The 26,659-nt window shown below is 54.6% G+C and carries 23 protein-coding genes; 6 read left to right on the forward strand and 17 right to left on the reverse strand.

The window, feature by feature from the left end; all coding sequences use genetic code 11:
* Positions 1 to 81 precede the first annotated feature (81 nt).
* The 6 genes from IV433_RS14555 to IV433_RS14580 all read right to left on the reverse strand — a co-directional run bounded on the left by IV433_RS14555 (position 82) and on the right by IV433_RS14580 (position 6,048).
* On the reverse strand, positions 82 to 684 hold the full coding sequence (locus IV433_RS14555; RefSeq protein ID WP_195814738.1) for a putative adenosine monophosphate-protein transferase Fic: 603 nt from the start codon (positions 682 to 684) through the stop codon (positions 82 to 84).
* Positions 674 to 844, reverse strand: a complete 171-nt coding sequence (locus IV433_RS14560; RefSeq protein ID WP_152327499.1) for a YhfG family protein — start codon at positions 842 to 844, stop codon at positions 674 to 676. The genes IV433_RS14555 and IV433_RS14560 overlap by 11 nt, the downstream gene beginning before the upstream one ends.
* 96 nt (positions 845 to 940) lie before the next feature.
* Positions 941 to 2,146 carry an aldose 1-epimerase family protein gene (locus IV433_RS14565; protein ID WP_195814739.1) on the reverse strand — a complete coding sequence of 402 codons (1,206 nt, stop codon included), beginning with the start codon at positions 2,144 to 2,146 and terminating at the stop codon, positions 941 to 943.
* A gap of 242 nt (positions 2,147 to 2,388) precedes the next feature.
* The gene (locus IV433_RS14570; RefSeq protein ID WP_195814740.1) at positions 2,389 to 3,912 is read right to left on the reverse strand and encodes a helicase HerA-like domain-containing protein; all 1,524 of its coding nucleotides are present in this window, start codon (positions 3,910 to 3,912) and stop codon (positions 2,389 to 2,391) included.
* Positions 3,913 to 4,052: 140 nt separating this feature from the next.
* Complete coding sequence (gene ppiA, locus IV433_RS14575) at positions 4,053 to 4,619, reverse strand: peptidylprolyl isomerase A (protein ID WP_152327502.1); 567 nt, start codon at positions 4,617 to 4,619, stop codon at positions 4,053 to 4,055.
* Positions 4,620 to 4,764: 145 nt separating this feature from the next.
* The gene (locus IV433_RS14580; protein ID WP_195814741.1) at positions 4,765 to 6,048 is read right to left on the reverse strand and encodes a cytosine deaminase; all 1,284 of its coding nucleotides are present in this window, start codon (positions 6,046 to 6,048) and stop codon (positions 4,765 to 4,767) included.
* A gap of 211 nt (positions 6,049 to 6,259) precedes the next feature.
* On the opposite strand from IV433_RS14580, the gene nirB reads away from it, so the two are divergent.
* The 5 genes from nirB to IV433_RS14605 all read left to right on the forward strand — a co-directional run bounded on the left by nirB (position 6,260) and on the right by IV433_RS14605 (position 13,812).
* Entirely contained in the window at positions 6,260 to 8,812 is a 2,553-nt protein-coding gene (gene nirB / locus IV433_RS14585) for a nitrite reductase large subunit NirB (RefSeq protein ID WP_195814742.1), read from the forward strand.
* Positions 8,809 to 9,159 carry a nitrite reductase small subunit NirD gene (nirD, locus tag IV433_RS14590; protein WP_195814743.1) on the forward strand — a complete coding sequence of 117 codons (351 nt, stop codon included), beginning with the start codon at positions 8,809 to 8,811 and terminating at the stop codon, positions 9,157 to 9,159. Before nirB ends, nirD begins: the two co-directional genes overlap by 4 nt.
* A gap of 60 nt (positions 9,160 to 9,219) precedes the next feature.
* Positions 9,220 to 10,602: a siroheme synthase CysG gene (gene cysG / locus IV433_RS14595; protein WP_195814744.1), complete on the forward strand. Its 1,383-nt coding sequence runs from the start codon at positions 9,220 to 9,222 to the stop codon at positions 10,600 to 10,602.
* Between the two features lie 239 nt (positions 10,603 to 10,841).
* Positions 10,842 to 12,005: a collagen-like triple helix repeat-containing protein gene (locus IV433_RS14600; protein WP_195814745.1), complete on the forward strand. Its 1,164-nt coding sequence runs from the start codon at positions 10,842 to 10,844 to the stop codon at positions 12,003 to 12,005.
* Between the two features lie 88 nt (positions 12,006 to 12,093).
* A complete protein-coding gene (locus IV433_RS14605; RefSeq protein WP_370530264.1) occupies positions 12,094 to 13,812 on the forward strand; it encodes a ShlB/FhaC/HecB family hemolysin secretion/activation protein in 1,719 nt (572 codons plus the stop codon).
* Between the two features lie 81 nt (positions 13,813 to 13,893).
* Here IV433_RS14605 and trpS read toward each other — a convergent pair whose 3' ends face one another.
* The 11 genes from trpS to pilM all read right to left on the reverse strand — a co-directional run bounded on the left by trpS (position 13,894) and on the right by pilM (position 23,935).
* Entirely contained in the window at positions 13,894 to 14,910 is a 1,017-nt protein-coding gene (gene trpS / locus IV433_RS14610; protein ID WP_152327509.1) for a tryptophan--tRNA ligase, read from the reverse strand.
* Between the two features lies 1 nt (position 14,911).
* Positions 14,912 to 15,610: a phosphoglycolate phosphatase gene (locus IV433_RS14615; protein ID WP_195814747.1), complete on the reverse strand. Its 699-nt coding sequence runs from the start codon at positions 15,608 to 15,610 to the stop codon at positions 14,912 to 14,914.
* The gene (gene rpe / locus IV433_RS14620; protein ID WP_152327511.1) at positions 15,603 to 16,280 is read right to left on the reverse strand and encodes a ribulose-phosphate 3-epimerase; all 678 of its coding nucleotides are present in this window, start codon (positions 16,278 to 16,280) and stop codon (positions 15,603 to 15,605) included. The genes IV433_RS14615 and rpe overlap by 8 nt, the downstream gene beginning before the upstream one ends.
* 49 nt (positions 16,281 to 16,329) lie before the next feature.
* On the reverse strand, positions 16,330 to 17,145 hold the full coding sequence (dam, locus tag IV433_RS14625) for an adenine-specific DNA-methyltransferase (RefSeq protein WP_152327512.1): 816 nt from the start codon (positions 17,143 to 17,145) through the stop codon (positions 16,330 to 16,332).
* A gap of 80 nt (positions 17,146 to 17,225) precedes the next feature.
* Positions 17,226 to 18,284, reverse strand: coding sequence for an SPOR domain-containing protein (locus tag IV433_RS14630; protein WP_195814748.1), 1,059 nt, complete (start codon positions 18,282 to 18,284; stop codon positions 17,226 to 17,228).
* Positions 18,285 to 18,413: 129 nt separating this feature from the next.
* Positions 18,414 to 19,496 carry a 3-dehydroquinate synthase gene (gene aroB, locus IV433_RS14635; RefSeq protein WP_195814749.1) on the reverse strand — a complete coding sequence of 361 codons (1,083 nt, stop codon included), beginning with the start codon at positions 19,494 to 19,496 and terminating at the stop codon, positions 18,414 to 18,416.
* Between the two features lie 56 nt (positions 19,497 to 19,552).
* Positions 19,553 to 20,074 (reverse strand): shikimate kinase AroK, encoded by a 522-nt coding sequence (gene aroK / locus IV433_RS14640; protein ID WP_104923635.1) that lies wholly within the window; start codon positions 20,072 to 20,074, stop codon positions 19,553 to 19,555.
* A gap of 348 nt (positions 20,075 to 20,422) precedes the next feature.
* The gene (hofQ, locus tag IV433_RS14645; RefSeq protein ID WP_195814750.1) at positions 20,423 to 21,679 is read right to left on the reverse strand and encodes a DNA uptake porin HofQ; all 1,257 of its coding nucleotides are present in this window, start codon (positions 21,677 to 21,679) and stop codon (positions 20,423 to 20,425) included.
* Positions 21,679 to 22,536, reverse strand: a complete 858-nt coding sequence (locus tag IV433_RS14650) for a DUF2531 family protein (protein WP_229893405.1) — start codon at positions 22,534 to 22,536, stop codon at positions 21,679 to 21,681. The genes hofQ and IV433_RS14650 overlap by 1 nt, the downstream gene beginning before the upstream one ends.
* Complete coding sequence (locus IV433_RS14655; RefSeq protein WP_195814751.1) at positions 22,533 to 23,096, reverse strand: PilN domain-containing protein; 564 nt, start codon at positions 23,094 to 23,096, stop codon at positions 22,533 to 22,535. The genes IV433_RS14650 and IV433_RS14655 overlap by 4 nt, the downstream gene beginning before the upstream one ends.
* Complete coding sequence (gene pilM / locus IV433_RS14660) at positions 23,096 to 23,935, reverse strand: pilus assembly protein PilM (RefSeq protein WP_195814752.1); 840 nt, start codon at positions 23,933 to 23,935, stop codon at positions 23,096 to 23,098. The genes IV433_RS14655 and pilM overlap by 1 nt, the downstream gene beginning before the upstream one ends.
* Positions 23,936 to 24,056: 121 nt before the next feature.
* Between pilM and mrcA the strand changes: the two genes are divergently transcribed.
* Positions 24,057 to 26,615 carry a peptidoglycan glycosyltransferase/peptidoglycan DD-transpeptidase MrcA gene (gene mrcA / locus IV433_RS14665; RefSeq protein ID WP_195814753.1) on the forward strand — a complete coding sequence of 853 codons (2,559 nt, stop codon included), beginning with the start codon at positions 24,057 to 24,059 and terminating at the stop codon, positions 26,613 to 26,615.
* Positions 26,616 to 26,659: the final 44 nt, after the last annotated feature.

Consider the following 26,659-nt stretch of genomic DNA (forward strand, 5'->3'; position numbering starts at 1 on the left):
GGTAAAGTCGAAAATTTACCGGGCGATTCTACGCATTTTTACGTGCGGGCTTCAGCCTTTTTGTTGGTCAAAGTGCGCCGGTCAATGTGCGTCATCGATTTCACTGATCACCTGATTAAAAATTGCCACCAGTTCAGTTTCATCGCCAAACACCGCCGTTTTGTTGGCGGCCAGCCAGCGCTCGCGCCCGACGTTGGCCCACTCAATGTCATAACCGGCGTGGATAACCAGCTGCTCGATGAATATTCTCAGCGCGCGGCCGTTACCTTCCCGGAACGGATGCAGAAGGTTCAGGCCGGTGTAATAGTGCGCCAGCCGTTCTGCCAGATTATCGGGCGGCAATCCGACCAGAAACTCCTCTTCTTCGAGCTCCTGCATCAGCGCATTGCCTTCATTTTCGATGTATCCGAAATGGCAAAACTGCGTGTCGTCTTTATAAATATCGATTTCGCGGAACTTGCCCGCCCACGGATAGATGTCCTGGAACAGGGAAAGATGGATAGCGCACAGATGCGGTAAGCCCATGGTGGCCGGGCCGAGCGGCATAGCGGCGGCGCGCAGTGCGGTGAAAGCCAGTTCGGCCTGTAACAGGCGATGTTCCTCGCGGATTTCGAGGCTGTTTTTCAGAACGTTAATGCCGGGATAGTAGTAAGGATCGGCGCCCGCCACGAGTTTATCGTTCATAGTGCCTCCTCAGCTCGGACAAGCGCTGCGAAATTTGTTCGTTATCCAGCGTGACGGCTTCAACCTGCAAACCGTCCAGCAGACTGCTGGCCTGAAAGTTCTCCCGCTGACGTTCGCGAAAGAGTTTTTCCTGCTGTCTGAGGGTCATTTTTTTCGCCATATTTCCTCCCCGGATATGGCCATTCGGGCGCATACCTTGTGAAGGTAAGTATAGACAGAGAAAAATGGGCACCCGGCTGAGTGCCCCAAACTCGGATTATTCAACAGCGATCGGCTGGCTGATGACGTCAGTTTTATGCTCACCCTGCAACGTTTTCACCCGGTCTTCGAGCTGCTTAACCGCCTGAGCGTCTGGCAGCAGCGAGTATTTCAGCTCAAACACGGTGCTCTGGCCGGGTTGCAGTTGTTTCACGCGGCCCTGTTTACGCTCAATCGTCACCGGATACGCATAGTTGGTGCCCGGTTCAATACCGGTGACATATCCCTGTTTCAGCGTGTCGGTGTTTTTCCACAGCGTCAGCAGCGGAAGCTGATGGGTATCGAACTCAATCGATGCGCCTTTATCACCGGCTTTGTTGACGACGCCCGCGATGGTTTTACCCTGCGCATCCGCCAGCGGCACCATGTTGAAGACCATTTCATCGAAGCCTTTGGTTGGCCCCGCGTAAGTCTGCCAGTCGGTCAGGCCTTTTTTGGCGTAATCGTTGAACGGTGAAATGGATTTCAGCGGTGCAATAAAGCGCGCGCCCTGCTCAAGGATCGGCTGACCAAAGTTGCTGTGATAAATAATCTGGTAGTCGTGCGGATAATCCGACTGGTTGGTGAGTTCATCGTGAATGGTCCACGACTGGCTGCCCGGCACGTAACGCAGCTCGGTCCAGGTTTCCAGTTTGGCTTTCTTGAAGGTGTCTTCTTTGAGCAGCCCGCGCACGGTGATTTCGTACGGCGCTTTTTCTGAAATCTCCACCACGACTTTCGACGCTGGCGTGTTGCCTGCGCGGCCATGCAGCGTATAAATCATGCCGTCCGCGGTCACCGGATGGCCGGTCCATTCAAAGCCACAGCGCACCATCATTTCGTTGAAACCTTCCAGCCAGCCTACGCCGTTGCGGCTTTCCAGATTGATGTACGCCGGATTCACCACTTCCTGCACCGGCGAATCCCAGCCCAGCCGGATGTTATCACCGGTGACATGCAGCAAATCCATGCCACGCGTCGGGCTCAGGGCGATGGTCAGCCCTTTGCTGGTGATCGTAATGACTTTCGACCCTTCCTGTTTACCGCCGTGCAAAACTTTTTGTTCGATGCTGAAATCTGCACCGCCAATATTCAGCTTTTTGCTGTCAGTTTTCCAGTTTCCCAGTTCAGTACCGGCTTCAGCATCCGTCAGCACGATAGTTTGTGCGGCAGCCTGCCACGAAAAAAGCCCCATGACGATCCCGGTTACGAGTAATTTTTTCACATCCACTCCTTTTTGCTGAATTGATTTAGCCCAAAAGCAATTCAGCCTACAAATCCCGCAGGGTGAAAAACGTGACAGCCTTCACCTTGATAGGTTTTGCAGTAAAACCACCCGTCACAACGTGCTCGGGGTGGCAAAAAGAAGAATGAAACGGGATTTGTTACAGGAAATAATGAGAAGTCAGGCAGGGAAAACACACACAAAGCTGACGCGTTTCAGCTTTGTGTGTTGAACAGAAGAGATTATTTTTTACGCCCTCCCATAATGGAGCCCAAAACGCCGCGCAGAATTTGTCGCCCTAAATCGCGGGCCATACTTTTGGCGGCAACCTGCACCACGCCGTCGCGTTTACCGCCACGCGGGCCGGTGCTGCCGAAAAGGATTTCATTGAGACCGCCCATCAGGCCGCCGCCGGATCCGGCTTCCGCTGCGGGTTTAGCCGCGCCGCCCGGTTGCGGGACAGCCACGGTACTGAAACCCTGTGCAGTGATTTTTTCATACGCAGATTCGCGATCCACGCTGTCTTCGTAGCGGCCATACAACGGCGACTGATTGATGGCTTTATTGCGCTCATCTTCCGCCAGCATGCCCATTTTTGATTCCGGGGCGATGACCATGGCGCGCTGCACAATTTCCGGTCGCCCTTTTACGTCGAGGAAAGACACCAGCGCTTCGCCGACGCCCAGCTCGCTGATCGCCGTTTCCGCGTCAAACGCCGGATTCGCGCGCATAGTCTGCGCCGCGGCTTTCACCGCTTTCTGGTCACGCGGCGTAAAGGCGCGCAGGGCGTGCTGAACCCGGTTGCCAAGCTGCCCGAGCACGCTGTCGGGAATATCCAGCGGGTTCTGCGTGACGAAGTAAATTCCGACGCCTTTAGAACGGATAAGACGCACCACCTGTTCGATTTTCGTCAGTAACGCTTCAGGCGCGTCATTGAACAACAGATGGGCTTCATCAAAGAAGAACACCAGCTTTGGCTGTTCCGGGTCGCCCACTTCCGGCAGATGTTCGAACAGCTCCGCCAGCAGCCAGAGCAGGAAAACAGAATAGAGTTTGGGCTGATTAATCAGCTTATCTGCAGCCAGCAGATTGATGATCCCGTGACCGTTTTTATCGGTGCGCATCAGGTCGTTGATATCCAGCATCGGCTCGCCGAAGAACTGATTCGCACCCTGACCTTCCAGCGTCAGCAGGCCGCGCTGAATCGCTCCGATGGACGCTGTTGAAATATTGCCGTACTGGGTCTGGAACTGTTTGGCGTTTTCGCCGGTAAACTGCACCATCGCGCGCAAATCTTTCATGTCGAGCAGCAAAAGTCCGTTGTCATCGGCAATCTTGAAAACCAGCTGCAACACGCCGCTTTGCACGTCATTCAGATCCAGCAACCGCGCCAGCAATAACGGCCCGAGATCGGAAATCGTGGCGCGGATCGGATGGCCTTTTTCACCGAATATATCCCACGGGATAATGCTGCACGCCTGCGGCTGCCAGTCAGTGACGCCGATATTCTTCAGGCGCGCGGCGAGTTTTTCCGAAGGCACGCCTTCTGCGCCAATCCCCGATAAATCCCCTTTTACATCCGCGAGAAAAACCGGAATGCCGATACGCGAAAACTGTTCAGCCATGCGTTGCAGCGTGACCGTTTTCCCTGTGCCGGTCGCGCCGGTTATTAATCCATGCCGGTTCGCCAGCGCAGGCAGGATCACCAGATCCTGAACCGGCTGACCTTCATTCATGGCTTTCGCAATCAGGCGGGGTTCGCTCATTTCTTTTTCCTTGAAAGTGGGACGCGGGAACGCTCTTTAAAACCTATTAGTCAGGACAAGGGGCGTCAAGAAACACCCAACAAAAAGCCTCCCGAAAGGAGGCTTAGATTATTTGCAGAAAGGAACCGGAAAGCTGAACGTTATGGCAAGACTTTCGCAGACAGAATCACAATCGGCGTGGTCGGAACGTTCTGGTATGGCCCGACGTTATCGGTTTTCACGGAGGACATTTTGTCGACCACGTCCATGCCTTTGATGACTTTACCGAAAACGGCATAGCCAAAATCACGCTGACCGTGATCCAGGAAAGCATTGTCTGCCACGTTGATGAAGAACTGGCTGGTCGCGCTGTCTTTATCGGCAGTACGCGCCATGGCAACGGTGCCGCGCAGGTTACGCAGGCCATTGTCGGCTTCGTTCTTAATCGGTTCTTTGGTGGCTTTCTGCTGCATGTCAGTCGTAAAGCCACCGCCCTGAACCATGAAGCCCGGGATTACGCGATGAAAAATGGTGTTGTTGTAATAGCCGCTCTGCGCGTAATCGACGAAATTCTTCACAGAAACCGGTGCCTTCGCACTGTCGAGTTCCAGTTCGATATTCCCTGCTGAAGTGGTCAGCATTACGTGGGTTTGACCGGCGGCGAAAACCGGTGACATTGCAGTCAGGGATAGCAGCGCAGTTAAGGCCACTAGAGTACGTTTAAACATGACGGTTCCTTTCTCCAGAATACAAACAACAGATCCCACTGATTCTAAAGAGGCTTTAGGCTCAGCGCCAGACCTTTACCTTTATTTACGCTTAAAACTAAATTATTCAGATATTTCATAATATTACAGCGCGTTTATCTGAGTGTTAGCTGTTGAAATCTACCGGGTAATCTTTATCAAGATGGATGACCGTTTTTGCCGGTTCCGTTTGCGCGATGAGCCGTCCCTGACGGATGGAATAACGCACCGGCGTCTGACGGCGGACAGCATCAAAACCATTCTGCGCGGGCAGGATCACCAGGTTCGCCGGGTTGCCGTTTTGCAGCGCGTAATCCGTCAGATTCATTGTTCGCGCGCTGTACGTGGTAATCAGCTTCAGGCCGTCGTCAATTTGCTGATATCCCATCAGCTGGCAAACATGCAGCCCCATGTGCAAGACCTGCAACATATTGGCGGTGCCCAGCGGATACCACGGGTCAAAAACGTCATCGTGACCAAAGCAGACGTTAATCCCCGCCTCCAGCATTTCTTTCACGCGCGTAATACCGCGACGTTTCGGGTACGTATCAAAGCGCCCTTGCAGATGAATGTTCACCAGCGGATTGGCGACAAAATTGATGCCCGACATTTTCAGCAGACGGAACAGCCGCGAGGTATACGCGCCGTTATATGAGTGCATCGCGGTGGTATGGCTGGCGGTAACGCGTTCGCCCATGTTTTCGCGCAGCGCCAGCGCCGCCACGGTTTCCACAAAACGCGATTGTTCGTCATCGATTTCATCGCAATGCACGTCGATAAGCTTGTTGTATTTCTGCGCCAGCGCAAAGGTTTTGTGCAGCGATTCCACGCCATATTCGCGGGTAAATTCAAAATGCGGGATCGCGCCGACAACGTCAGCACCCAGCTTCAGCGCCTCTTCCAGCAGGGCTTCGCCGTCGGGATACGACATTATTCCTTCCTGCGGAAACGCCACGATTTGCAGCGTAACCCACGGCGCGACTTCGGCTTTCACTTCCAGCATGGCTTTCAGCGCGGTCAGCGTCGGGTCGGAGACATCAACGTGCGTGCGTACATGCTGAATGCCATTGGCAATCTGCCACCTGAGTGTCTGCCACGCGCGCTGTTTTACGTCTTCATGCGTGAGCAGCGCCTTGCGTTCTGCCCAGCGTTCAATACCTTCAAACAGCGTACCGGACTGGTTCCACGCGGGCTGACCGGCGGTTTGCGTCGTATCAAGGTGAATATGCGGTTCGATAAAAGGCGGGATCGCCAGCCCGCCTTCCGCATCAAGAATATGTTCACCCTGCGCATTATTTTGTGGCCGGGAGATGATCTGGCGAACCACACCGTCTTCGATATCGATCTGCCACAATCCTTCGCTGCCGGGCAGGCGTACGTTTTTGATGGTCCGTAAAGGGGTTTTCGTCACGCGTAACCTCATCGTTATAGAAAGTCGGTTTTAGAAAGCAATAGAAGAACAATAGCCTGAAAGTGTTTATAAATCGAAAGGTTACACAAAAACCCAATGAAATCAGACAAATACCACCTAAGGAGTATATTGGGAGCGGCTTGATTTGTATCAATACCCCCTGTTACGCGCGGGTTATGTTTAGCCTCATAAAATCAAAATTGAGGCAATTATGAGCAAAGTCAGACTCGCGATTATTGGTAACGGCATGGTCGGCCATCGCTTTATCGAGGATTTGCTGGATAAAGCGGAGCCGGGTCAGTTCGATATCACGGTATTATGTGAAGAGCCGCGCGTGGCCTATGACCGCGTCCATCTTTCCTCTTACTTTTCACACCATACCGCCGAAGAACTGTCGCTGGTTCGTGAAGGATTTTACGAAAAACACAACGTTAACGTGCTGATTGGTGAACGCGCCATCACGCTGAACCGCAAAGAAAAAGTGATTCACTCCAGCAGCGGCCGCACGGTGTACTACGACAAACTGATTATCGCGACCGGTTCCTACCCGTGGGTGCCGCCGATCGCCGGTTCTGACGGCCAGGACTGTTTCGTTTACCGCACCATCGAAGATTTGCACGCCATCGAATCCTGCGCCCGTCGCAGCAAACGCGGTGCCGTCGTCGGCGGCGGTTTGCTCGGGCTGGAAGCGGCGGGTGCCCTGAAAAACCTCGGCGTGGAAACGCACGTTGTTGAATTCGCACCCGGCCTGATGGCGGAACAGCTTGATGTGATGGGCGGCAGCCAGCTGCGCCAGAAAATCGAAAGCATGGGCGTGCAGGTTCACACCGCGAAAAACACCAAACAAATCGTTCAGGGCGGAAGCTCTGCCCGCAAAACCATGGAATTCGCTGACGGCACCGCGCTGGAAGTCGATTTCATCGTGTTCTCTACCGGCATCCGTCCTCAGGACAAACTGGCGCGCCAGTGTGATCTCGAGATTGCACCGCGCGGCGGCATCGTCATTAACGACCAGTGCCAGACCAGCGATCCGGACGTTTACGCCATCGGCGAATGTGCGTCGTGGAATCAGCGTACCTTCGGTCTGGTCGCGCCGGGCTACAAAATGGCGCAGGTCACCGCAGACCATCTCCTGGGCCGCGAAAATACCTTCACCGGCGCAGACATGAGCGCCAAGCTGAAACTGCTCGGCGTTGACGTTGCGGGTATCGGCGACGCACACGCACGCACACCGGGCGCTCGCAGCTACGTCTATCTGGATGAAAGCAAAGCGTTATACAAACGTCTGGTCGTCAGCGAAGACAACAAAACGTTGCTCGGCGCGGTTCTGGTCGGCGATACCAGCGATTACGGCAATCTGTTGCAGCTGGTGCTTAACAGCATCGAGCTGCCGGAAAATCCGGACGCGCTGATCCTGCCTGCCCACGCGGGTAGCGGCGGCGCAGTGATCGGCACCGACGCCCTGCCGGAAAGCGCGCAAATCTGCTCCTGTTTTGACGTCACCAAAGGCGACATCATCAAAGCGGTTCAGGGCGGCTGCCACACCGTCGCGGCGCTGAAATCCGCAACCAAAGCCGGGACCGGCTGCGGCGGTTGTATTCCGCTGGTCACGCAGGTGCTGAACGCTGAGCTGAGCAAACAGGGCATCGAAGTAAACCATCACCTGTGCGAACACTTTGCGTATTCGCGTCAGGAGCTGTATCACCTGATCCGCGTTGAAGGCATCCGCTCGTTTGACGATCTTCTCAATAAATACGGCAAAGGTTATGGCTGTGAAGTGTGTAAACCAACTGTCGGTTCGCTCCTCGCCTCCTGCTGGAATGACTACGTGCTGAAAGCACAGCACACACCGCTTCAGGACACCAATGACGTCTTCCTCGCCAACATGCAAAAAGACGGCACGTATTCTGTTATCCCGCGTTCACCGGGCGGCGAAATCACGCCACAAGGCCTGATGGCAATTGGCGAAATTGCAGCGGAATATAACCTCTACACCAAAATTACCGGCTCCCAGCGCATCGGGATGTTCGGCGCGCAGAAAGACGATTTACCGGCTATCTGGCAGAAACTGATTAACGCCGGTTTCGAAACCGGTCAGGCATATGCGAAAGCGCTGCGCATGGCAAAAACCTGCGTCGGCAGCACCTGGTGTCGCTACGGCGTTGGCGACAGTCTCGGTTTCGGCATCAGTCTGGAAAACCGCTACAAAGGCATCCGCACACCACACAAAATGAAGTTCGGCGTCTCCGGTTGTACCCGTGAATGTTCGGAAGCCCAGGGCAAAGACGTCGGGATTATCGCCACCGAAAACGGCTGGAACCTGTATGTCTGCGGCAACGGCGGCATGAAACCGCGACACGGCGATCTGCTGGCCGCCGATCTGGATAACGAAACGCTGCTGCGCTATCTCGACCGCTTCATGATGTTCTACATCCGCACCGCCGATAAGCTGCAACGCACCTCTGTCTGGATGGACAACCTCGAAGGCGGCATCGACTATCTGCGCAAAGTGATTATCGATAACAAACTCGGCCTGAACGATCAGCTGGAAGCCGAACTGGCGCGTCTGCGTGAATCTGCCGTTTGCGAATGGCAGGAAACACTGAACGATCCGGCGGCGCAGACCCGCTTCACGCACTTTATCAACAGCGCGCAGCGCGACCCGAACGTCCAGTTCGTGTCAGAACGCGAACAGCACCGTCCGGCGCGCCCGGACGAACGTATTCTGGTGAAAATGATCGCCGACGGGGAGGAAGTATTATGAGCCAGTGGTTAACGCTTTGTTCTGTTGAGCAAATCCTGCCGGGCTGCGGCGTTTGTGCACTGGCGGGCGATCAGCAGGTTGCGCTGTTCCGTCCTTACGCTGATGAGCAGATTTTCGCGCTGTCGAATATCGATCCCTTCGCAAAATCAAGCGTGCTTTCACGCGGGATTATTGCGGAACATCAGGGCGAATTGTGGGTTGCCAGCCCGCTGAAAAAACAGCATTTTCGCCTGACGGATGGTTTGTGTATGGAAGACGATACGCATTCGATTCCGGCCTTTGAGGTTCGTGTACAGGGCGGCAGTGTGGAAATCAATACCGCCAGCCTTCACGCAGAAACCTGCTAAACTCCGCGCCTTTCACGCCGCCTTCGGGCGGCGTTGTTATCTGCTTTCGGGAACGTCGTCATGGATTATTTGCCCCTCTTTTGTCAGTTAAAAAACAGAGCCTGTCTGCTGGTGGGCGCCGGTGACGTTGCCGAACGCAAAGCCCGTTTGCTGCTGGATGCCGGTGCGAAACTGACGGTCAACGCCCTCACCTTCACGTCGCAATTTGAGATTTGGGCAGACGAAGGCAAAGTGCGCCTGCTGAAAGGCGAATTTTCGCCGCTGCTGGTCGATGAAAAGTGGCTGGTCATTGCTGCGACGGATTCTGATTTAGTGAATCAGGAAGTCAGCGAAGCCGCCGAACAACGCCGCGTTTTCTGTAACGTGGTGGACGCGCCGGAAAGCGCGAGCGTGATTATGCCGTCGATTATTGACCGTTCACCGCTGATGATCGCCGTCTCTTCAGGCGGTAATGCGCCGGTTCTGGCGCGTTTATTACGCGAACGTCTGGAATCCATTTTGCCGCAACATCTGGGCAAACTGGCGCAGGTCGCGGGCGGATTACGCGCGCGGGTCAAAGCGCAGTTCAGCGAAATGTCCGACCGCCGCCGCTGGTGGGAAAAGCTGTTTAATCATCATCGTCTGGCGCAATCACTGGCCAACAATGACGACGCGCAAAGCGGGCAATATCTCGAAGAATTATTCAGCGAGCCGGTAGATAAACACGGGGAAGTGATTCTGGTCGGTGCCGGGCCGGGCGATGCCGGTCTGCTGACTCTCAAGGGTTTGCAGCAGATGCAGCTGGCAGACGTGGTGGTTTATGACCGGCTGGTTTCCGACGGCGTGCTGAATCTGGTGCGCCGTGACGCCGAGCGCATTTTCGTCGGCAAGCGCGCCGGGCATCATTGTGTTCCCCAGGAGCGCATCAACGAAATTCTGCTGGAACAGGCGCAAATGGGTAAACGCGTTGTGCGCCTGAAAGGCGGCGATCCATTTATCTTTGGTCGCGGCGGCGAGGAGCTGGAAGCATTGAAAGCCGCGGGCATCGCGTTTTCTGTTGTGCCGGGCATCACGGCCGCCTCAGGTTGTTCAGCCTACAGCGGCATTCCGCTGACGCACCGCGATCATGCGCAAAGCGTACGGCTCATCACCGGCCACGCCAAACAGGACGGCGCACTCGACTGGGCATGTCTGGCGCAGGCTCAGCAAACGCTGGTGTTTTATATGGGGCTGACGCAGGCGGGCGAGATCCAACGGCGTCTGCTGGAAAACGGTCTGGCAGCACAAACGCCTGTCGCGCTGGTCGAAAACGGCACCAGCCAGCAGCAGCGCGTGGTCACCGGAAACCTGACTGACCTCGAAAATCTGGCTAAACAGGTGCAAAGCCCGAGCCTGATCATCGTCGGCAGCGTGGTCAGCCTGCGCCATAAACTCAACTGGTTTGCCAGCGAAACGCCGCAGTAACGCACCTCCCCGCCCGAAAACTCCATTTATTTTTTTAATCAATTCAGAGAAGTGATATGACTTTCACTTCTCTGCCTTTAATTATAAGAGAATTCTTATAACAGAATAAAATTCCTGAATTTTGATAATCACCCTCTTAAAACCAAAATAATCACCCCACACAAATGGAATATTCAGAATCTTCAACTTAGACTTTAAGTGCGCCGACTGTGGCGTAATCTCCCGTGGAGGGTCAAATCATGCGCCATACCATTCATGTTGGTCATGTTAACAAGGTTGCTTTGGCAATCTTAGTCGCCCTGTCACTGGCTGCCTGTAGCGGCAGTGGCGGCGGCGGTTCTTCTCATACGGCAAAAACGTCCACCACCGGCTCGGCAACGACCGGAGACGGGACAACAACAGGCAGTGACGGCACCACGACCGCCGGAAATGGAACCGGAACAGGCACCACAACGACCGGTGACGGAACCACCACCGCAGGCAATGGAACCGGCACCGGAACGGGTACGGGGACAGGCACCGGAACGGGTACGGGTACCGGAACAGGGACAGGAACCGGATCGACATCCACCACACTCACTACCGGCACCATCCTGAGCAGTGCGGGTGGCGCAGTCAGTGGCCTGGGGACACAAGTCAGCAGTATCGCCAGCCAGACACCTGTCAGTAATATTCCGATCGCAGGCACAGGCGTTGTGACCATTGTCGACAGCGCCGGGAATGCGGTGACGTCCGTGGGCAGCGGTATTCAAAACGGTGTCGGCCAGTTTGGCACCAATCCTAATGCTATCGGCACCACGGTCGCAGGTGTGCCAAAAGCCGTGGCTGATTTAGGTACCGGTGTATCCGGCCTTGGAACGTCCATTGCGGCTAACACCGCCGGAACGCCGCTGGGTGGCGTAACCGGTGCGACGGGCGGTCTGGTGAATAACGTCGGATCACTGGTCACCACTACCGGCAACGGTCTGGCGCAAAACGTGCAGAGCGGCGCGCTTTCCGGCGTCACGACGGCAGCGACTGGCATCGTAACGCCGGTTGTCGCCAATGTACAAACCACCACGCAAACCGTGGGGGGCGCGACCGGTTTAGGTACGCCTGTTAACGGCTTGCTGAATCAGGTGGGCGGCGCGGTCAGCTCCGTCGGGACACAGGTTTCTACCAGCACACCGGCGCTGGCGGGTCTGGGTACCGCCGTCACGGATACCGGCCAGGCAGTGTCTAAAACCGGTACGCTTCTGGTTCCGGCCAGCAGCACAACGACGACCACCGCCAATAATTCCGGTGGTATTTCAGCAGGCGCAGGCGCTTCACTCACACAATCAGGCGGCCTGATTGCGGGCGTCGGGACCACGCTGGGGACTGTCACCGGCGGGCTGGGCCTGAAGGTGAATAAAACACCATAGTACGTTGTTGTAAAAAGCCCGCTGTCCGGACATCCGGGGAGCGGGCTTCTCCCTCCGGGTTCCCACATTTGCCTGTGCGTTCAAAGGAATGTTTATGAGAATAAAATCCTGCATAGTGGCGTTACTGGGTTCTGTCGTTGGTTACAGTTCGGCAGACATGTTCCCTACGTTGATTGACCCGAATAACCCGGCCAAACTGGCCCAGCCGATTTCACAGCCTCCGGCTAAAACGCAAAAAATCGAACTACCCGCACAAAAAACTGCCCCCAGCCTGACGCCTCAGACGCTGATAGAGGTGAAGCACATTCAGTTTGTCGGCGGCACGCAATATCCGCTGGATTCTCTGGCCGCGCCTTTCGCTCCTTTTGTCGGCAAGAAAGTGCCGCTGTCGCAGCTACTGGCGGCCGCGGACGGAATTACCCGGCGTTATCATCAGGACGGATTCGTGCTCTCTTATGCGTACATTCCGGCGGATAATTTCAAAGATGGCGTGGTGAAAATCGGGCTGGTTGAAGGGTATATTTCCGGCACGCAGATCCACAGCGATAATCAGCAGGTCGGACGCTGGCTGAGCAAACTGTCGCAACACATCATGGCGGATAAACCGCTGACGCAGGATACGTTCGAGCGCTACACCCTGCTGATGGAACGCACGCCGGACACCAAAGTGACCGCCTCCGCCAACAATCCGGACAATATCTACGGCGCCACCGTGCTCAATGTGCAGGCTTTGCGCCCGCGTAACTGGAACATTCAAACTGCGGTCGATACGCGCAAAGGTGACAGTTCTGCGGTGGTCAACGCCACGCTCAGCGGGCTGAGCACTTACGGCGAACAGCTGGGAATTGCGACCTTAATTCCGCTGGAAAGCGACACGCGGAAAACCTACGCCGGTCTGAACTATCAGCAATATCTCGGTGACGACGGGCTGCTGATGCAGCTTAAAGGCAGTTATTACCAGCAGAAAGACAAAGACTACAACACCATTTTGTCACTGCCGAACGGGATCAACGTCGGTTCGCAAAATACCCAGACGCAATACAACGGCGGCGTCGTGTTCAGTTATCCGCTGGAGCTGACGCGGAAAAAACAATGGACGATCAGTGGCGGGCTGGATTATCTCGATAAAAAATATGATTACGATTTGCAGGCGAGTCTGGGAAACCAGCGCGTGCGGCTGCCGGAAGTGAACCAGCGCATACGCTACCCGGCGGCGGAGATCACACTGGCGGGTTATCGCGAATATGACCAGTCATACTGGAGCACGAAATTTAACGTCCGCCAGGGGATCGACGGGCTGGGCGCGACGAATTCCACGCCAAATGCCGATCTGTCGTTTACCCGCTGGAAATTCAACGGCGATGCCGCGTATCTGTTCGACAAAAAATGGCGGCTCAGTACGTCAGTTGAAGGTGACTGGTCAGACAATGATTTGCCGGAACCGGAACGGGTGAATTTTGGCGCGCTGCATTACGGGCGCGGTTATCCGGACAGCGATGCGCAAGGCGATTACGGCGTCGGCGGCCAGGTGGAGCTGCGCTACATCCACAATCTGGAACAGGGGATCTGGCTGAAAACCATCCAGCCTTACACGGTGATCGACGGTGCGCACACCGAATTCAATCAGGCCGGATTACCGAAACAGAATCTGTCGTCTTATGCGATTGGTGTGATGTTTGGCGATAACCGTCACTACACGTTATCGGTCGAAGCCGCGCGGGCCATCGGCGATGTGCCGCTCGACAGCCACTCCCGCGACTGGCGCTACAACGCGACATTTACCTACAACCTCAGCGCCGGCTCTTAACGCGTTCTTCACCCGGTAATCCAAAACAAAAAAGCCACGTCCCGGAAGGCGTGGCTTTTCATTTGCAAACAAACTCAGCGATTAAGGCGCGGTCACAAAACCGATAGCTTCATAGGCTTTTGCCAGCGTCACTTTTGCGCGCGCGCGGGCTTTCTCAGCGCCTTCACGCATCACTTCCTGCAGGTAAGCTTCGTCGTTACGGAAACGGTGATAACGTTCCTGCACTTCGGTCAGCATACCGGCAACCGCTTCAGCGACAGCGCCTTTCAGATGACCATACATCTGGCCTTCGAACTGGGCTTCCAGTTCCGGAATCGGTTTGCCGGTCACGCCGGACAGAATATCCAGCAGGTTGGACACGCCCGGCTTGTTTTTCACGTCATAACGCACGACAGGCGGCTCTTCGGAGTCGGTCATCGCGCTTTTGATTTTTTTGGACACCGCTTTCGGATCTTCCAGCAAACCGATCACGTTTTTACGGTTGTCATCCGACTTGGACATCTTTTTGGTCGGTTCCTGCAACGACATCACGCGCGCGCCGGATTTCGGAATAAACGGCTCAGGCACGGTAAACACATCGCCGTACAGCGCATTGAAGCGGCTGGCGATATCGCGGCTCAGTTCCAGATGTTGTTTCTGGTCTTCACCGACCGGCACCTGGTTGGTCTGGTACAGCAGAATATCGGCGGCCATCAGCACCGGATAATCAAACAGACCCGCGGTAATGCTTTCGCTGTTGGACGTTTCGTAACGCGCTGATTTGTCTTTAAACTGCGTCATGCGACCCAGCTCGCCGAAATAGGTATAACAGTTCAGCGCCCAGCTCAGCTGGGAATGCTCAGGAACATGAGACTGCACGAAGATGGTACTTTTCTTCGGATCAATGCCGACAGCCAGATAAAGCGCCAGCGTATCAAGCGTCGCTTTACGCAGCTGAGCGGGATCCTGACGTACGGTGATCGCATGCAAATCGACGATGCAATAAATGCATTCGTAATCGTCCTGCATATGAACCCATTGACGCAGCGCACCCATGTAGTTGCCAATGGTCAGTTCACCGGAAGGCTGTGCGCCACTAAATACGATGGGTTTACTCATTTTATGCTTCCTGATCTTTTAAAGATGACAGCCCCAGAGTGGGCAAAAGGTCGGCGAAATGATCCAGCACGCGATCGGGTTTCGTCAGCGCGATAGATTCACCGTAGTTATAGCCGTAAGTCATGCCCACACAAGGGCAGCCCGCCGCCTGAGCGCACTGAATATCGTTGCGGGAATCGCCAACAAATACCATTTCACTGGCACGCAGACCGAGTTTTCCCAGCATCAGATAGACCGGTGCCGGATGCGGTTTTTTCACCACGACGTCATCGCCGCCAATCACCAGCGAGAAATAGCTGTCGATGCCCAGTGAGGCAAGCAGAGGCGCGATAAACGGCGTGGGTTTGTTGGTGACAAGCCCTAATGGCAGATCCAGAGCCGCCAGCACAGCCAGCGTTTCTTTCACCTGCGGGTATAAACGGCTGCCTGAAGCGGCGGTATCGGCGTAGTAATGGTCAAACTTATCGCGTACTTTTTGCAGAAATTCCGGTGACAAATCACCTTCTGCCCAGCGAACCGCGCGTTCAACCATCACGTCGGCACCGTTACCAATCCAGGTGCTCAGGCGCTCAACGCCTGCGGCCGGTAAACCAAAATCACGCAGCGCCAGATCAACCGCTTCGGAAAGGCCCGGCGCGCTGTCAACCAGCGTGCCGTCTAAATCGAACGCAATGCCGCGTGCAACAAGAGGCTCAGTCATGGGAGACCTTAGCCAGTTCACTGCGCATATGGTCAATCACGGTGCGGTAATCAGGCTGGTTAAAGATGGCGGAACCGGCGACGAACATGTCTGCACCGGCTGCGGCGATTTCGCGGATATTCTCGGCTTTCACGCCGCCATCGATTTCAAGGCGGATGTCGTAACCGCTGTCATCAATAATTTTGCGAACCTGGCGCAGTTTATCAAGCGTGCCGGGAATAAATGACTGACCGCCAAAGCCCGGGTTGACGGACATCAGCAAAATCACATCAAGTTTATCCAGAACATAATCCAGGTAACTCAGGGACGTAGCAGGGTTGAAAACCAGACCGGCTTTACAGCCGTGGCTTTTAATCAGTTGCAGCGAGCGGTCAACGTGCTCGGAGGCTTCAGGATGGAAAGTGATGTAAGACGCCCCGGCTTCTGCGAAATCCGGGATCAAACGATCGACCGGTTTCACCATCAGATGCACGTCGATAGGCGCCGTAATGCCGTAATTGCGTAATGATTTGAGGACCATCGGCCCCATCGTTAAATTCGGTACGTAGTGATTGTCCATCACATCAAAATGGACGACATCTCCGCCAGCTTCCAATGCTTTCGCCGTGTCTTCACCCAGACGGGCAAAGTCAGCCGATAGAATGGACGGTGCAATCAAAAACTGTTTCATCCGCTTCTCCAAACGATAAGGTTCCCGAAAATCACCGGCTAGCCGGCAATCAGCGATATAACGCTAAAAGTTCATTTACCATGCTGCGTTGGGCAACTTTGCTGCTGATGGTCCGGCGCGCCGAGACGCGGTGCAGCTGTTTCGCTTCTGCGTACCATTCCAGCGTCAGCGGTGTTTCATGGTTAGAAATCAGCACCGGCACATTATTTTCATGGGAAAGCTGATACGCCAGCCGCGCCAGATTGCGCTGATCTTCCATACTAAAACTGTTGGTGTGGTACGCCGTAAAATTGGCCGTCGCCGAAAGCGGTGCATAAGGGGGATCACAATACACCACCGAACCCGACTGCGCTTTCAGCAAAGTGTCCTGATAATGCTCGCAAACAAACACCGCATTGCGGGCTTTTTCCGCAAACCAGTGGAGCTCTTCTTCAGGGAAATACGGCTTTTTATAGCGTCCGAACGGGACATTAAACGCACCACTGAGGTTATAACGACAGAGGCCGTTGTAACAATGGCGGTTGAGATAGAGGAAAAGTACCGAACGACGATAAGGATCGCTGCTGGCATTAAACTCAGCCCTCAGTGCGTAAAAACGATCTGATTCATTAAACTCAGGCGTGAAAAGCACACGGGCGTCGCGTACGAATTCTTCGGTACGCATTTTCACGATGTTATAGAGATTGATCAGGTCGCTGTTGATGTCCGCCAGAATATAAGCGTCATACTCGGTATTCAAAAATACCGAACCCGCGCCAACAAAAGGCTCTATCAAACAATCTCCCGCTGGAAGATGACGTCTGATGTCATCAATCAGCGGGTATTTGCCGCCAGCCCACTTCAAAAACGCGCGGTTCTTCTTCATGCCGTCAGTTAGCTACTTATACAATTCACAGCCGCGGATTGTATCCTGTTTTTAGACAGCAAATCGCGTTGAGATCAGATTCATTTTTTCAGGTCTTGCTGTACCTGATGTACAGGTTTGACCCACGGTTTTTTCGCCTGAACTTCCGCAGGCAAGCTGGAAATGGCACGTTTAGCCTCTGCGGAAGAGGCATAATTACCACTGACCAGCACAAACCACGGCTTCCCGTCGCGGGCTGTCTGATAAACCAGATAATTTTTCAGACCCTGCTGTCTTGCAAACGCGTTCAACGTGCTGGACTGAGAAGCGCCGCTTAATTGCAGGGTAAAGTGCGAACCCGGAGCAGACTTAATCGCCGATGCGCTGCCGGAAGCAACAACAGGGGCAGAGACAGCCGGTGCTGCTGACGGATGTGTCGCAGGAGATTTCGTCGCCTGAGGCTGAGACTTCGCGGTCTGCGACGCCGTTGCCGACGGTTTGTGTTCAGCCGGTTTCGCGCTATGAGCAGGTTGAGAATTACGCGCAGGTTGTGCCGGACGGGTATGCGTTGCTGCTGGCTGAGAGGCCGCAGGCATCTGAGTCCGCGCCGAACCGTTCACCGTTGCCGGTGCTGTCGGTAAAGAGGTCAGTGACTGGGCACCGGGCGTCATGCTGCCCTGCGCTACGCCATCCACCTGATTCTGCTGGGAAGATAAGGCATCGCCCATATCGCCTGGCAGATCGACACGCTCTTTCTGCCCGGTATCTGGCAGAGGCTGCGCTTCAGTCGGTGTGGAAGAAACTGGCGGTAAGCCAATGCTCTGAGGTTGCTGGCCGTTAGCCGCCTGCGCCGTATTCGCCTGAGCTTGCGCCGAAGGCTGAGCCGGAGCGGCCGCATTGTTGCCGGCAAGGTCGTTGCCCGCAAGATTGATGTCTTTAGGCCCGTTGTTCTGCTGCGCGGATGGGGTAGTCGTTGGCGACTTCATGGCGGAACCTATGCCGACAATCAGCAATACCAGCACCACAATACCAATGCCGATCATCACGTACTGACGATTAACAGGAACCTTTGGAATGGAAGGAGACGGTTTGCGCGCGCGCGGTGGGCGGCGATCGCTGGTGTCTGGTTTGAGATCGTCTTCCGGTGTTAAATCATCCATCTAAAACCTCCAACCCGGCTAAAAACCCGAAACAGGTTTTACGCGGAGCAACTATCCTGACTAAAAAATAAAGCTTTGCTGGGCATTGGTAAAATCGGTCGTTATCTGGCCAAAATCATGGCCGCAGTCTTAACGGCAATCTTCAATCGAAGCCAGCACCATTTCATGCGATACGCCGGAGCGCACTTCAGACTGACCAATTGCTTTAGGTAAAACCAGACGCAGCTCGCCAGCCAGTACTTTCTTATCACGCATCATGTGCGGCAGATAAGACTGCGCTTCCATGACCTGCGGGCCTGCAACCGGTAATCCCGCGCGGGTTAACAACGCTTTGACCCGGGCGATATCCCCCAGGCTAAATTGCCCGAGGCGATGCGCGGTATAACACGCCATCACCATACCTGCCGCGACGGCTTCGCCGTGCAGCCAGTTGCCATAACCCATTTCTGCTTCAATAGCATGGCCATAAGTATGGCCCAGATTCAGTAAGGCGCGCATGCCGTTTTCGCGTTCATCGGCAGCCACAACCTCAGCTTTCAGCTCGCAGCAACGACGGATGCAATAAGCCAGCGCGTTCATATCCAGCGCCAGTAATGCGTCCATGTTGTCTTCAAGCCAGACAAAGAAATCGGCATCCAAAATAATGCCGTATTTGATAACTTCCGCGAGACCCGATGACATTTCACGGGCAGGCAGCGTTCGCAGACAGTCGAGATCAACCACCACCGACGCAGGTTGATAAAACGCGCCGATCATGTTTTTTCCGAGTGGATGGTTTACCGCCGTTTTACCGCCGACGGAAGAATCAACCTGAGACAGCAACGTGGTTGGCACCTGAATAAAGCGCACACCGCGTTGATAACTGGCAGCAGCGAAGCCGGTTAAATCACCGACTACGCCGCCACCAAGGGCGACAAGCGTGATATCACGTCCGTGCGGCTTTTCGAGCAGCGCGGAAAACACGTCATTCAGAACAGTCAGGGATTTGTATTGTTCACCATCAGGCAGTATCACCTGATCAACACGAACGCCTGCCTGCTCCAGAACTGAACGGATAGCGTCCAGATAGAGAGGAGCAAGCGTTTCATTGGTCACTATCATGACCTGATCGCCTGCCTTTACCGGCATAAAAGAAGCCGGATCGTGGAACAATCCGGCAGCAATCGTAATGGGGTAGCTACGCTCCCCTAACGTTACGGTAATCCTCTCCATGTCGTGCTTTGTAACCTTTTTAGCTGACACCCTCAGGCAATGATTGGAACCAATAATCAGTTACTTTCCAGCATGTTAATAATCTGGTTAGCAACGACTTTGGCGCTTTGATCATCGGTACGAATAGTGACGTCGGCAATCTCTTCATACAAAGGATTGCGTTCCTTCGCCAGTGCTTCAAGCACTTCACGTGGCGGAGCACTCACTTGTAATAATGGACGTTTTTTGTCGCGTTGTGTACGCGCCAGTTGTTTTTCGATGGTAGTTTCAAGATAGACGACAACGCCACGCGCTGACAAACGGTTACGGGTTTCACGTGATTTAACGGAACCCCCACCAGTTGCCAGAACAATGCCCTGTTTTTCTGTCAGTTCGTTGATCACTTTTTCTTCGCGGTCGCGGAATCCGTCTTCGCCTTCTAAATCAAATACCCAGCCCACATCAGCTCCGGTACGTCGCTCAATTTCGTGATCGGAGTCGAAAAACTCCATATTGAGTTGCTGAGCTAACTGTCGACCAATAGTGCTTTTGCCGGCACCCATAGGCCCAACCAGAAAGATATTGCGTTTCTCTGCCATGTTTTTCGGTATTACTAAGACAATTCGTTGATGATAACCCGCCCCGCCAATCAAATTAGCGGCGGGACCTAAACTGAAACCTCATGAGCGATATAGTGCGAGATCAGAAAAAAATTATCTCAACACTCTTGGTAGTTTGGCAACCGAATAAATCACTTTGCACGCCGCAGGAGGGAAACCGTACGTTTTTATCGGCGTGTCTGTCGTAATAAAAAGATCACGGTGCTCAATTCGGTAACCCTTGTAAGCTAAATCGACCGCAGCGTCAAACTCAGAAGTCTCTCACGACACAAAAAGTTGCATGCGCTCAACGTTATTGTGCAATTTCAGTTAAGTCAGAATACCCGTTTATTGGGTGCGGATTAAGGTCGGAGTGATGAAAATCACCAACTCGCGGCGCTGTTCATTCGTGTACTGGTGTTTGAACAAGGAACCGACGACGGGAATGTCACCCAGCACCGGCACTTTTGTGTCTGTTTTTTGGTTTTTGCGCTGAAAAATCCCGCCAAGCACGAGGGTTTCCCCGTCTCTCACTGTCACCTGCGTTTTAATTTCCTGCTTATCTATAGCCAGCGCTTCACCTTCGGCCTGTTTGATGCTTCGCCCCGGCATATTTTGGCTGATTTGCAGCGCCAGCTCGATACGCCCGTCGCGCAGAATTTTCGGTGTCACTTCCATGCCGAGCACCGCCTCTTTAAATTCAACCGAAGTACTGCCGCTGGCGCCGCTTGAAACCTGATACGGAATTTCGGTGCCCTGCTTGATGCTCGCGGTTTGCATGTGCGCGGTCAGCAGGCGCGGGCTGGCGATGATATCCACCTTATCTTCCTGCTCAAGCGCCGTGAGTTCCAGATCCAGAATCCGGCCGCTGATGTGCGCCAGATTAAAACCTGCGGCAAACATCGGGTTCTCCACCGGCAGCCCCATGCTGAAATTATTGACGCGTACCGCTTTGGTGATGGCTTCCTCACCGTTGAATCCCCAGCGAATGCCTAATTCACGCAGGCTCTCGCTGTTCATCGTGACAATATGCGCAGCCAGCTGTACCTGCTGAAGCGGCAAATCCATCTCCCTGACCCAAGGCTCTGCAACATCCAGCGCTTCGCGGGTATCACGTAATAAAAGTGTGTTGGTGCGGGGATCGGCGGTGGCGCTGCCTTTGGCCGAAAGCAGCGAGCCTTTTTGCGCGTTCAGGCTGAGCGAAACTTCTTTTGCATCGGCATATTTCAGCGGCACCGTCAGGCTGAGAACGGGGCTTTGCTGCGCCATTTGCTCCGCGGCGTCCTGACGCTGCTGCTGTTGCAATAGCGGGTCGATAACCGGTGACACCAGCAAAACGTTCCCCTGCAGCTGGCTGGTGAGATGGCTCATTTGCAAAATGATATCCAGCGCCTGCTGCCAGGGGACATTTTTCAGCTTCACGCTGATCTGGCTGTCGACACCCGGCGCTATCACCAGATTTAACTCCCGCGTTTCCGCAAGTGCCTCCAATACCATCGCAACCGGGGAGGCCTGGAATTCGAGTGAAACCGGTGGCAGCGTTGCCGCTTTCACCCCACTGAAGCAGAGTATTAAGGCTGCGAAGAGATAACGGATGTTTTTCATTAATTTCCTTTCCCTGGAGAATTCGTGTTTTTGCCAAGCCAAAGAGTCTGCCGCTGCTCGCCACAGCGAGGATCCGCCATGCTGAGCTCAGCGTGTGAGCTGTCCAGATTGTGGATGGTCCACGCAGGCGTGCCGAGCTGTGTACCCGTTTCAATACGGGTCCATCGCCCCTCCGGCGAAAGCAGCCAGCCGGAAAGCTGCTCACCGGCATAAGAGATACCGCTGAACCGCCACAAAAGCGGTTGAACGGCTGTTGTGCAGGACGATGAAACGGCCGCCGCGAACGGATCACGCTGTGTTACCGCAGTGATTGCATTTTCAGGAAGAGATTCCAGACCCGTCGTTTGTGTCAGTAAAACGGACGCCGTCATTTCACTTCCGGCAGATTGCAAAATCAGTTCACTGAATGCGGGCTGTTCCGGCTGCTGCTGGAGTGCTGACAGAAAATTTATCAGGCTGCTGAAGGATAATTTGAGCTGCAATTCTCCCTGTGGCGCTGCTGACATTTCTGCCGCAGGCTGCCAGCGGATCAGCGTGGCCTGCGCATCTTTTAGCGGCTGCGAAAATTGCTGCTCTAGCGGCAAACTTTGCTTTTGCTCCGGCGTATTTTCCTTTAGCGAAGGCTCAAGACTGTCCAGCGCCGGAGTGCGTAATAATGCCATCTGCGCCCGCGAAACCGTCAGTTGCTGCGCTTCGGTTTGCTGCTTTAATTCTGTTTGCTCCAGCCATAAGCCCCGGAGCAAAAACTGATAACATATCAGAACGGGCACCAGTGCGCATCCTGCCAGTGCCGCAAGACGTTGCCAGCCCGGTTTTTCCATCAGCGGTTCAAGGCGCGCGGAGAATGTCGTCATCATGGCAACGCCCCATCAACCGGCGCAGCATTCTGCGGCTGAAAACGGGTTGTCAGCACAAAACTCAGCGCATGATCAGGTTGTTGCTCAACGTTCGACAGATGAACATCCCTCAGCAACGGGCTGGAGGTCAGCGCTTCGCTGAAGGCCAGAATGTCGTGATAAAAACGCCCCTCTCCTTTTAACGTCAGTTGCCCCTGATGTTCAGTCAGCTCGCTTAGCCAGACTTCCGCCGGGATCTGCGCCGACAGGAGCACCAGAAGTTGCAAATCGTTCAGGCTGGCCTGTCTGCGCTGCTGGCTCGCGGCACGTTTTTCGGCGATGACTTTGTGCTCAGCCAGCGCCGAGGTCACGCGGCGTTGCTGAACCGACAGTTTTTGCGCGCAGGAAGTCAGTGCAGATATATGCATCTGCAACAGGGTTCGCTCCTGAAGGATAAAAAGCGACAGGCCAAAAACGCCGCACATCACACAGACGGGTACGCAAACGAAAAACCTGAGCCAGTAGCGCAAAAGACGCTGACGGCGCAATTTGCGCCACGGCATGAAGTTAACTTGCAGCATCAGTAATCTGCCTGCCTGAGCGCCAGCCCGACGGCGGGAGCAAATGCACCCGGGTTGGCCGGAAGCGGCGCAGAGAGCTGACCGATGGCACTCAGTGGCGACCAGTTCTGCACCAGTAGTTGCGGTGATTCACCACTGAAAAACACCTCACGGCTGCACAATGAGGCTGCGCGATATTGAGCACGTACTTTTTCTAACAGGGAGGATTCAGTTTCAATTTCTCCGTGAGAAAACAGGCCAAACTGAAAAGGCAGGCTGTGCGGAGAAGCCCACAGAAAAGCGTCGTCCATCGGATGGACGAGCAACGCATCGCCCGGAAGCCCGGCGGCATGCGCGGCAACGTGCAGCGCACAGGGTGCGAGCTCAATGGTATCGGGAAACAGACGCGCCTGAGCCATGCAGGCCATCCACTGTTCAATTTCCTGCTGCCGGGCCGCCGTCACCACGATCTGATTATCGCCATGAGGGTCTGCGCGGTAATCCATCACCAGGTGTTCCATGCTCAGCGGGAACTGCTTTGCGGCACTGGCAAAGATAAATGCACTGCGGGCGGGTTCGCGTAAACGGCTGTCCGGCACGGCCAGCCGCTGTTGCATAATCCGTTGTGCCGGAAGACTTATTCGCAACGAAATCAACGCCGGCAGAGTTTTTCGCCAGCACGATAAAATGGCGATCAGCGGCGCGGTCTCATGTAATATCCCCTCCCGCAATGTGAAATCGGGCAAGGGATGTTGCCACCAGTGACGTAATTGCCAGCCATGCCGCCGCCGCTGAACGGCAATCGCACGGGCAAAACCGGCTTGAATATCCAGACCTACCTGCCATGCTTGTAGTCGCATTTTCGTCCAATCTCCATATTGTCAGGTAAATAAAAGAACGTATCCATGTTGCTGGCTTGCCTTTATACTACCGCGCGGTTGTTTATAAACTGCCCAATTGACACTTAATGGGAAATCTCAGGTGAAGTTCGTAAAGTATTTATTGATTCTTGCAGTGTGTTGCATTTTGCTGGGAGCGGCCTCGATCTTCGGTTTGTATAAATATATCGAGCCTCAGCTTCCCGACGTCGCCACGCTTAAAGACGTGCGCTTGCAAACACCGATGCAGGTTTTCAGTGCTGAAGGTGATTTGATCGCCCAGTACGGTGAAAAGCGCCGTATCCCACTGAAACTTGACCAGATCCCACCGGAGATGGTGCATGCGTTTATCGCAACAGAAGACAGTCGTTTCTATGAACACCACGGCGTGGACCCGATCGGTATTTTCCGTGCGGCTTCCGTTGCGCTGGTGTCTGGTCACGCCTCACAGGGCGCGAGTACGATTACTCAGCAGTTAGCCCGTAACTTCTTCCTCAGCCCTGAACGCACGCTGACCCGTAAAATCAAGGAAGCTTTTCTGGCCATCCGTATCGAACAGATGATGTCCAAAGATGAAATCCTTGAGCTGTATCTGAACAAAATCTACCTCGGTTATCGCGCCTATGGCGTCGGTGCCGCAGCGCAGGTTTACTTCGGTAAAAACGTCGATCAGCTGACGCTCAGTGAAATGGCGGTGATTGCCGGTCTGCCTAAAGCGCCGTCAACCTTCAACCCGCTTTATTCCCATGACCGTTCTCTGGCCCGCCGCAATACCGTGCTGGCCCGTATGCTTGATGAGAAATACATTACGCAGGCGCAGTACGATCAGGCACGCGCAGAGCCGCTGGTGGCGAACTATCATGCTCCGCACATTGAATTCTCCGCGCCGTATCTGACTGAAATGGTTCGTCAGGAGATGGTGAAACGTTATGGCGACAACGCTTATAACGACGGTTATATGGTCTACACCACCATCACCAAAAAAACGCAGCTGGCCGCGCAGGAAGCTTTGCGCACCAACGTGATGAACTACGACATGCGCCATGGTTACCGCGGCCCGTCAAATCAGTTGTGGAAAGTCGGTGAGCCCGCGTGGGACGAGAACAAGATTGTTCAGTCTCTGAAAACGCTGCCGGTTTATGGCCCGCTGTTCCCGGCGGTTATCACGGCAACGGATGACGCTCAGGCCACTGCCACGATGTCGAATCGTGCCGTGATCAGCCTGCCATTTAGCGGCATGCGCTGGGCGCGTCCTTATCGCAGCGACACCGCGCAGGGCCCGACGCCGAAACGCGTTGCCGACGTGGTTCAGCCCGGCCAGCAGGTTTGGGTGCGTAAAGTGGGCGATGTCTGGTGGCTGGCGCAGGTTCCTGACGTCAACTCGGCCATTGTTTCCCTGAACTCAACGGACGGTGCGATTGAAGCGCTGGTCGGCGGTTTTGACTTCAACCAGAGCAAATTTAACCGTGCTAATCAGGCGGTGCGTCAGCTCGGTTCGAACATCAAGCCGTTCCTGTATACCGCCGCGATGGATAAGGGCCTGACACTGGCAACTATCCTCAATGACATGCCGATTACCCGCTGGGATGCCGGTGCGGGCACGGACTGGCGTCCGAAAAACTCACCGCCTACGTATTACGGCCCGATCCGTTTACGTCAGGGTCTGGGCGAATCCAAGAACGTGGTGATGGTGCGTGCGATGCGTGCGATGGGCGTGGATTACGCGGCAGAATATCTGCAACGTTTCGGCTTCCCGGCAGCGAACATCGTTCACTCCGAATCACTGGCGCTGGGCTCAGCTTCATTCACCCCGCTCCAGGTTGTGCGTGGTTATGCGACGCTGACCAACGGCGGCTTCCTGGTTGATCCGTATTTCATCACCAAAATCGTGGATGAATCCGGTCAGGTACAGTTTGAAGCGAAACCGAAAATTGCCTGCCGCACCTGTAATATTCCGGTGATTTACGGCGAAACGCAGAAATCTGCCGTGCTGTCGGACGACAATGTTGAAAACGTGGCAACGTCTACGTCGAACAACAATGCCAGCGTACCCACGCCGCAGCTGGAACAGGTTCCGCCGAACTCGCCGCAGGTTGATGCCGCGCAGCAATACGCACCACACGTAATCAGCGCACCGTTGTCATTCCTGATCAGCGACGCCCTGAACTCCAACATCTTCGGGGAACCGGGCTGGATGGGAACAGGCTGGCGCGCAGGACGTGACCTGAAACGTCATGATATTGGCGGCAAAACCGGTACGACCAACAGCTCGAAAGATGCCTGGTTCTCCGGATACGGCGGCCCTGAAGTAGTAACGTCTGTCTGGATTGGTTTTGACGATCATCGCCGTGATTTAGGCCGCACAACGGCTTCTGGTGCGATCCCGGATCAGATTTCAGGCTATGAAGGTGGTGCGAAGAGCGCCCAGCCAGCGTGGGATGATTACATGAAATCCGTGCTGGAAGGCGTACCTGAACAACCGCAGACGCCGCCTCCGGGCATTGTCACGGTCACCATCGATAAGAGCACCGGTAAGTTGTCCGACGGCGGCGGTAACAGCCGTCCGGAATACTTCATCGACGGAACGCAGCCGACTGAACATGCGGTTCATGAGGTCGGGACAACCATTATGGATAATGGTCAGGAACACGAACTGTTCTGATGGCGTGAAAGAATAAGTTGTCCGGTGCAAACCGCCGGATAATA

Origin of the sequence: Rahnella laticis (assembly GCF_015644585.1) — a bacterium.
Lineage (GTDB): Bacteria > Pseudomonadota > Gammaproteobacteria > Enterobacterales > Enterobacteriaceae > Rahnella > Rahnella laticis.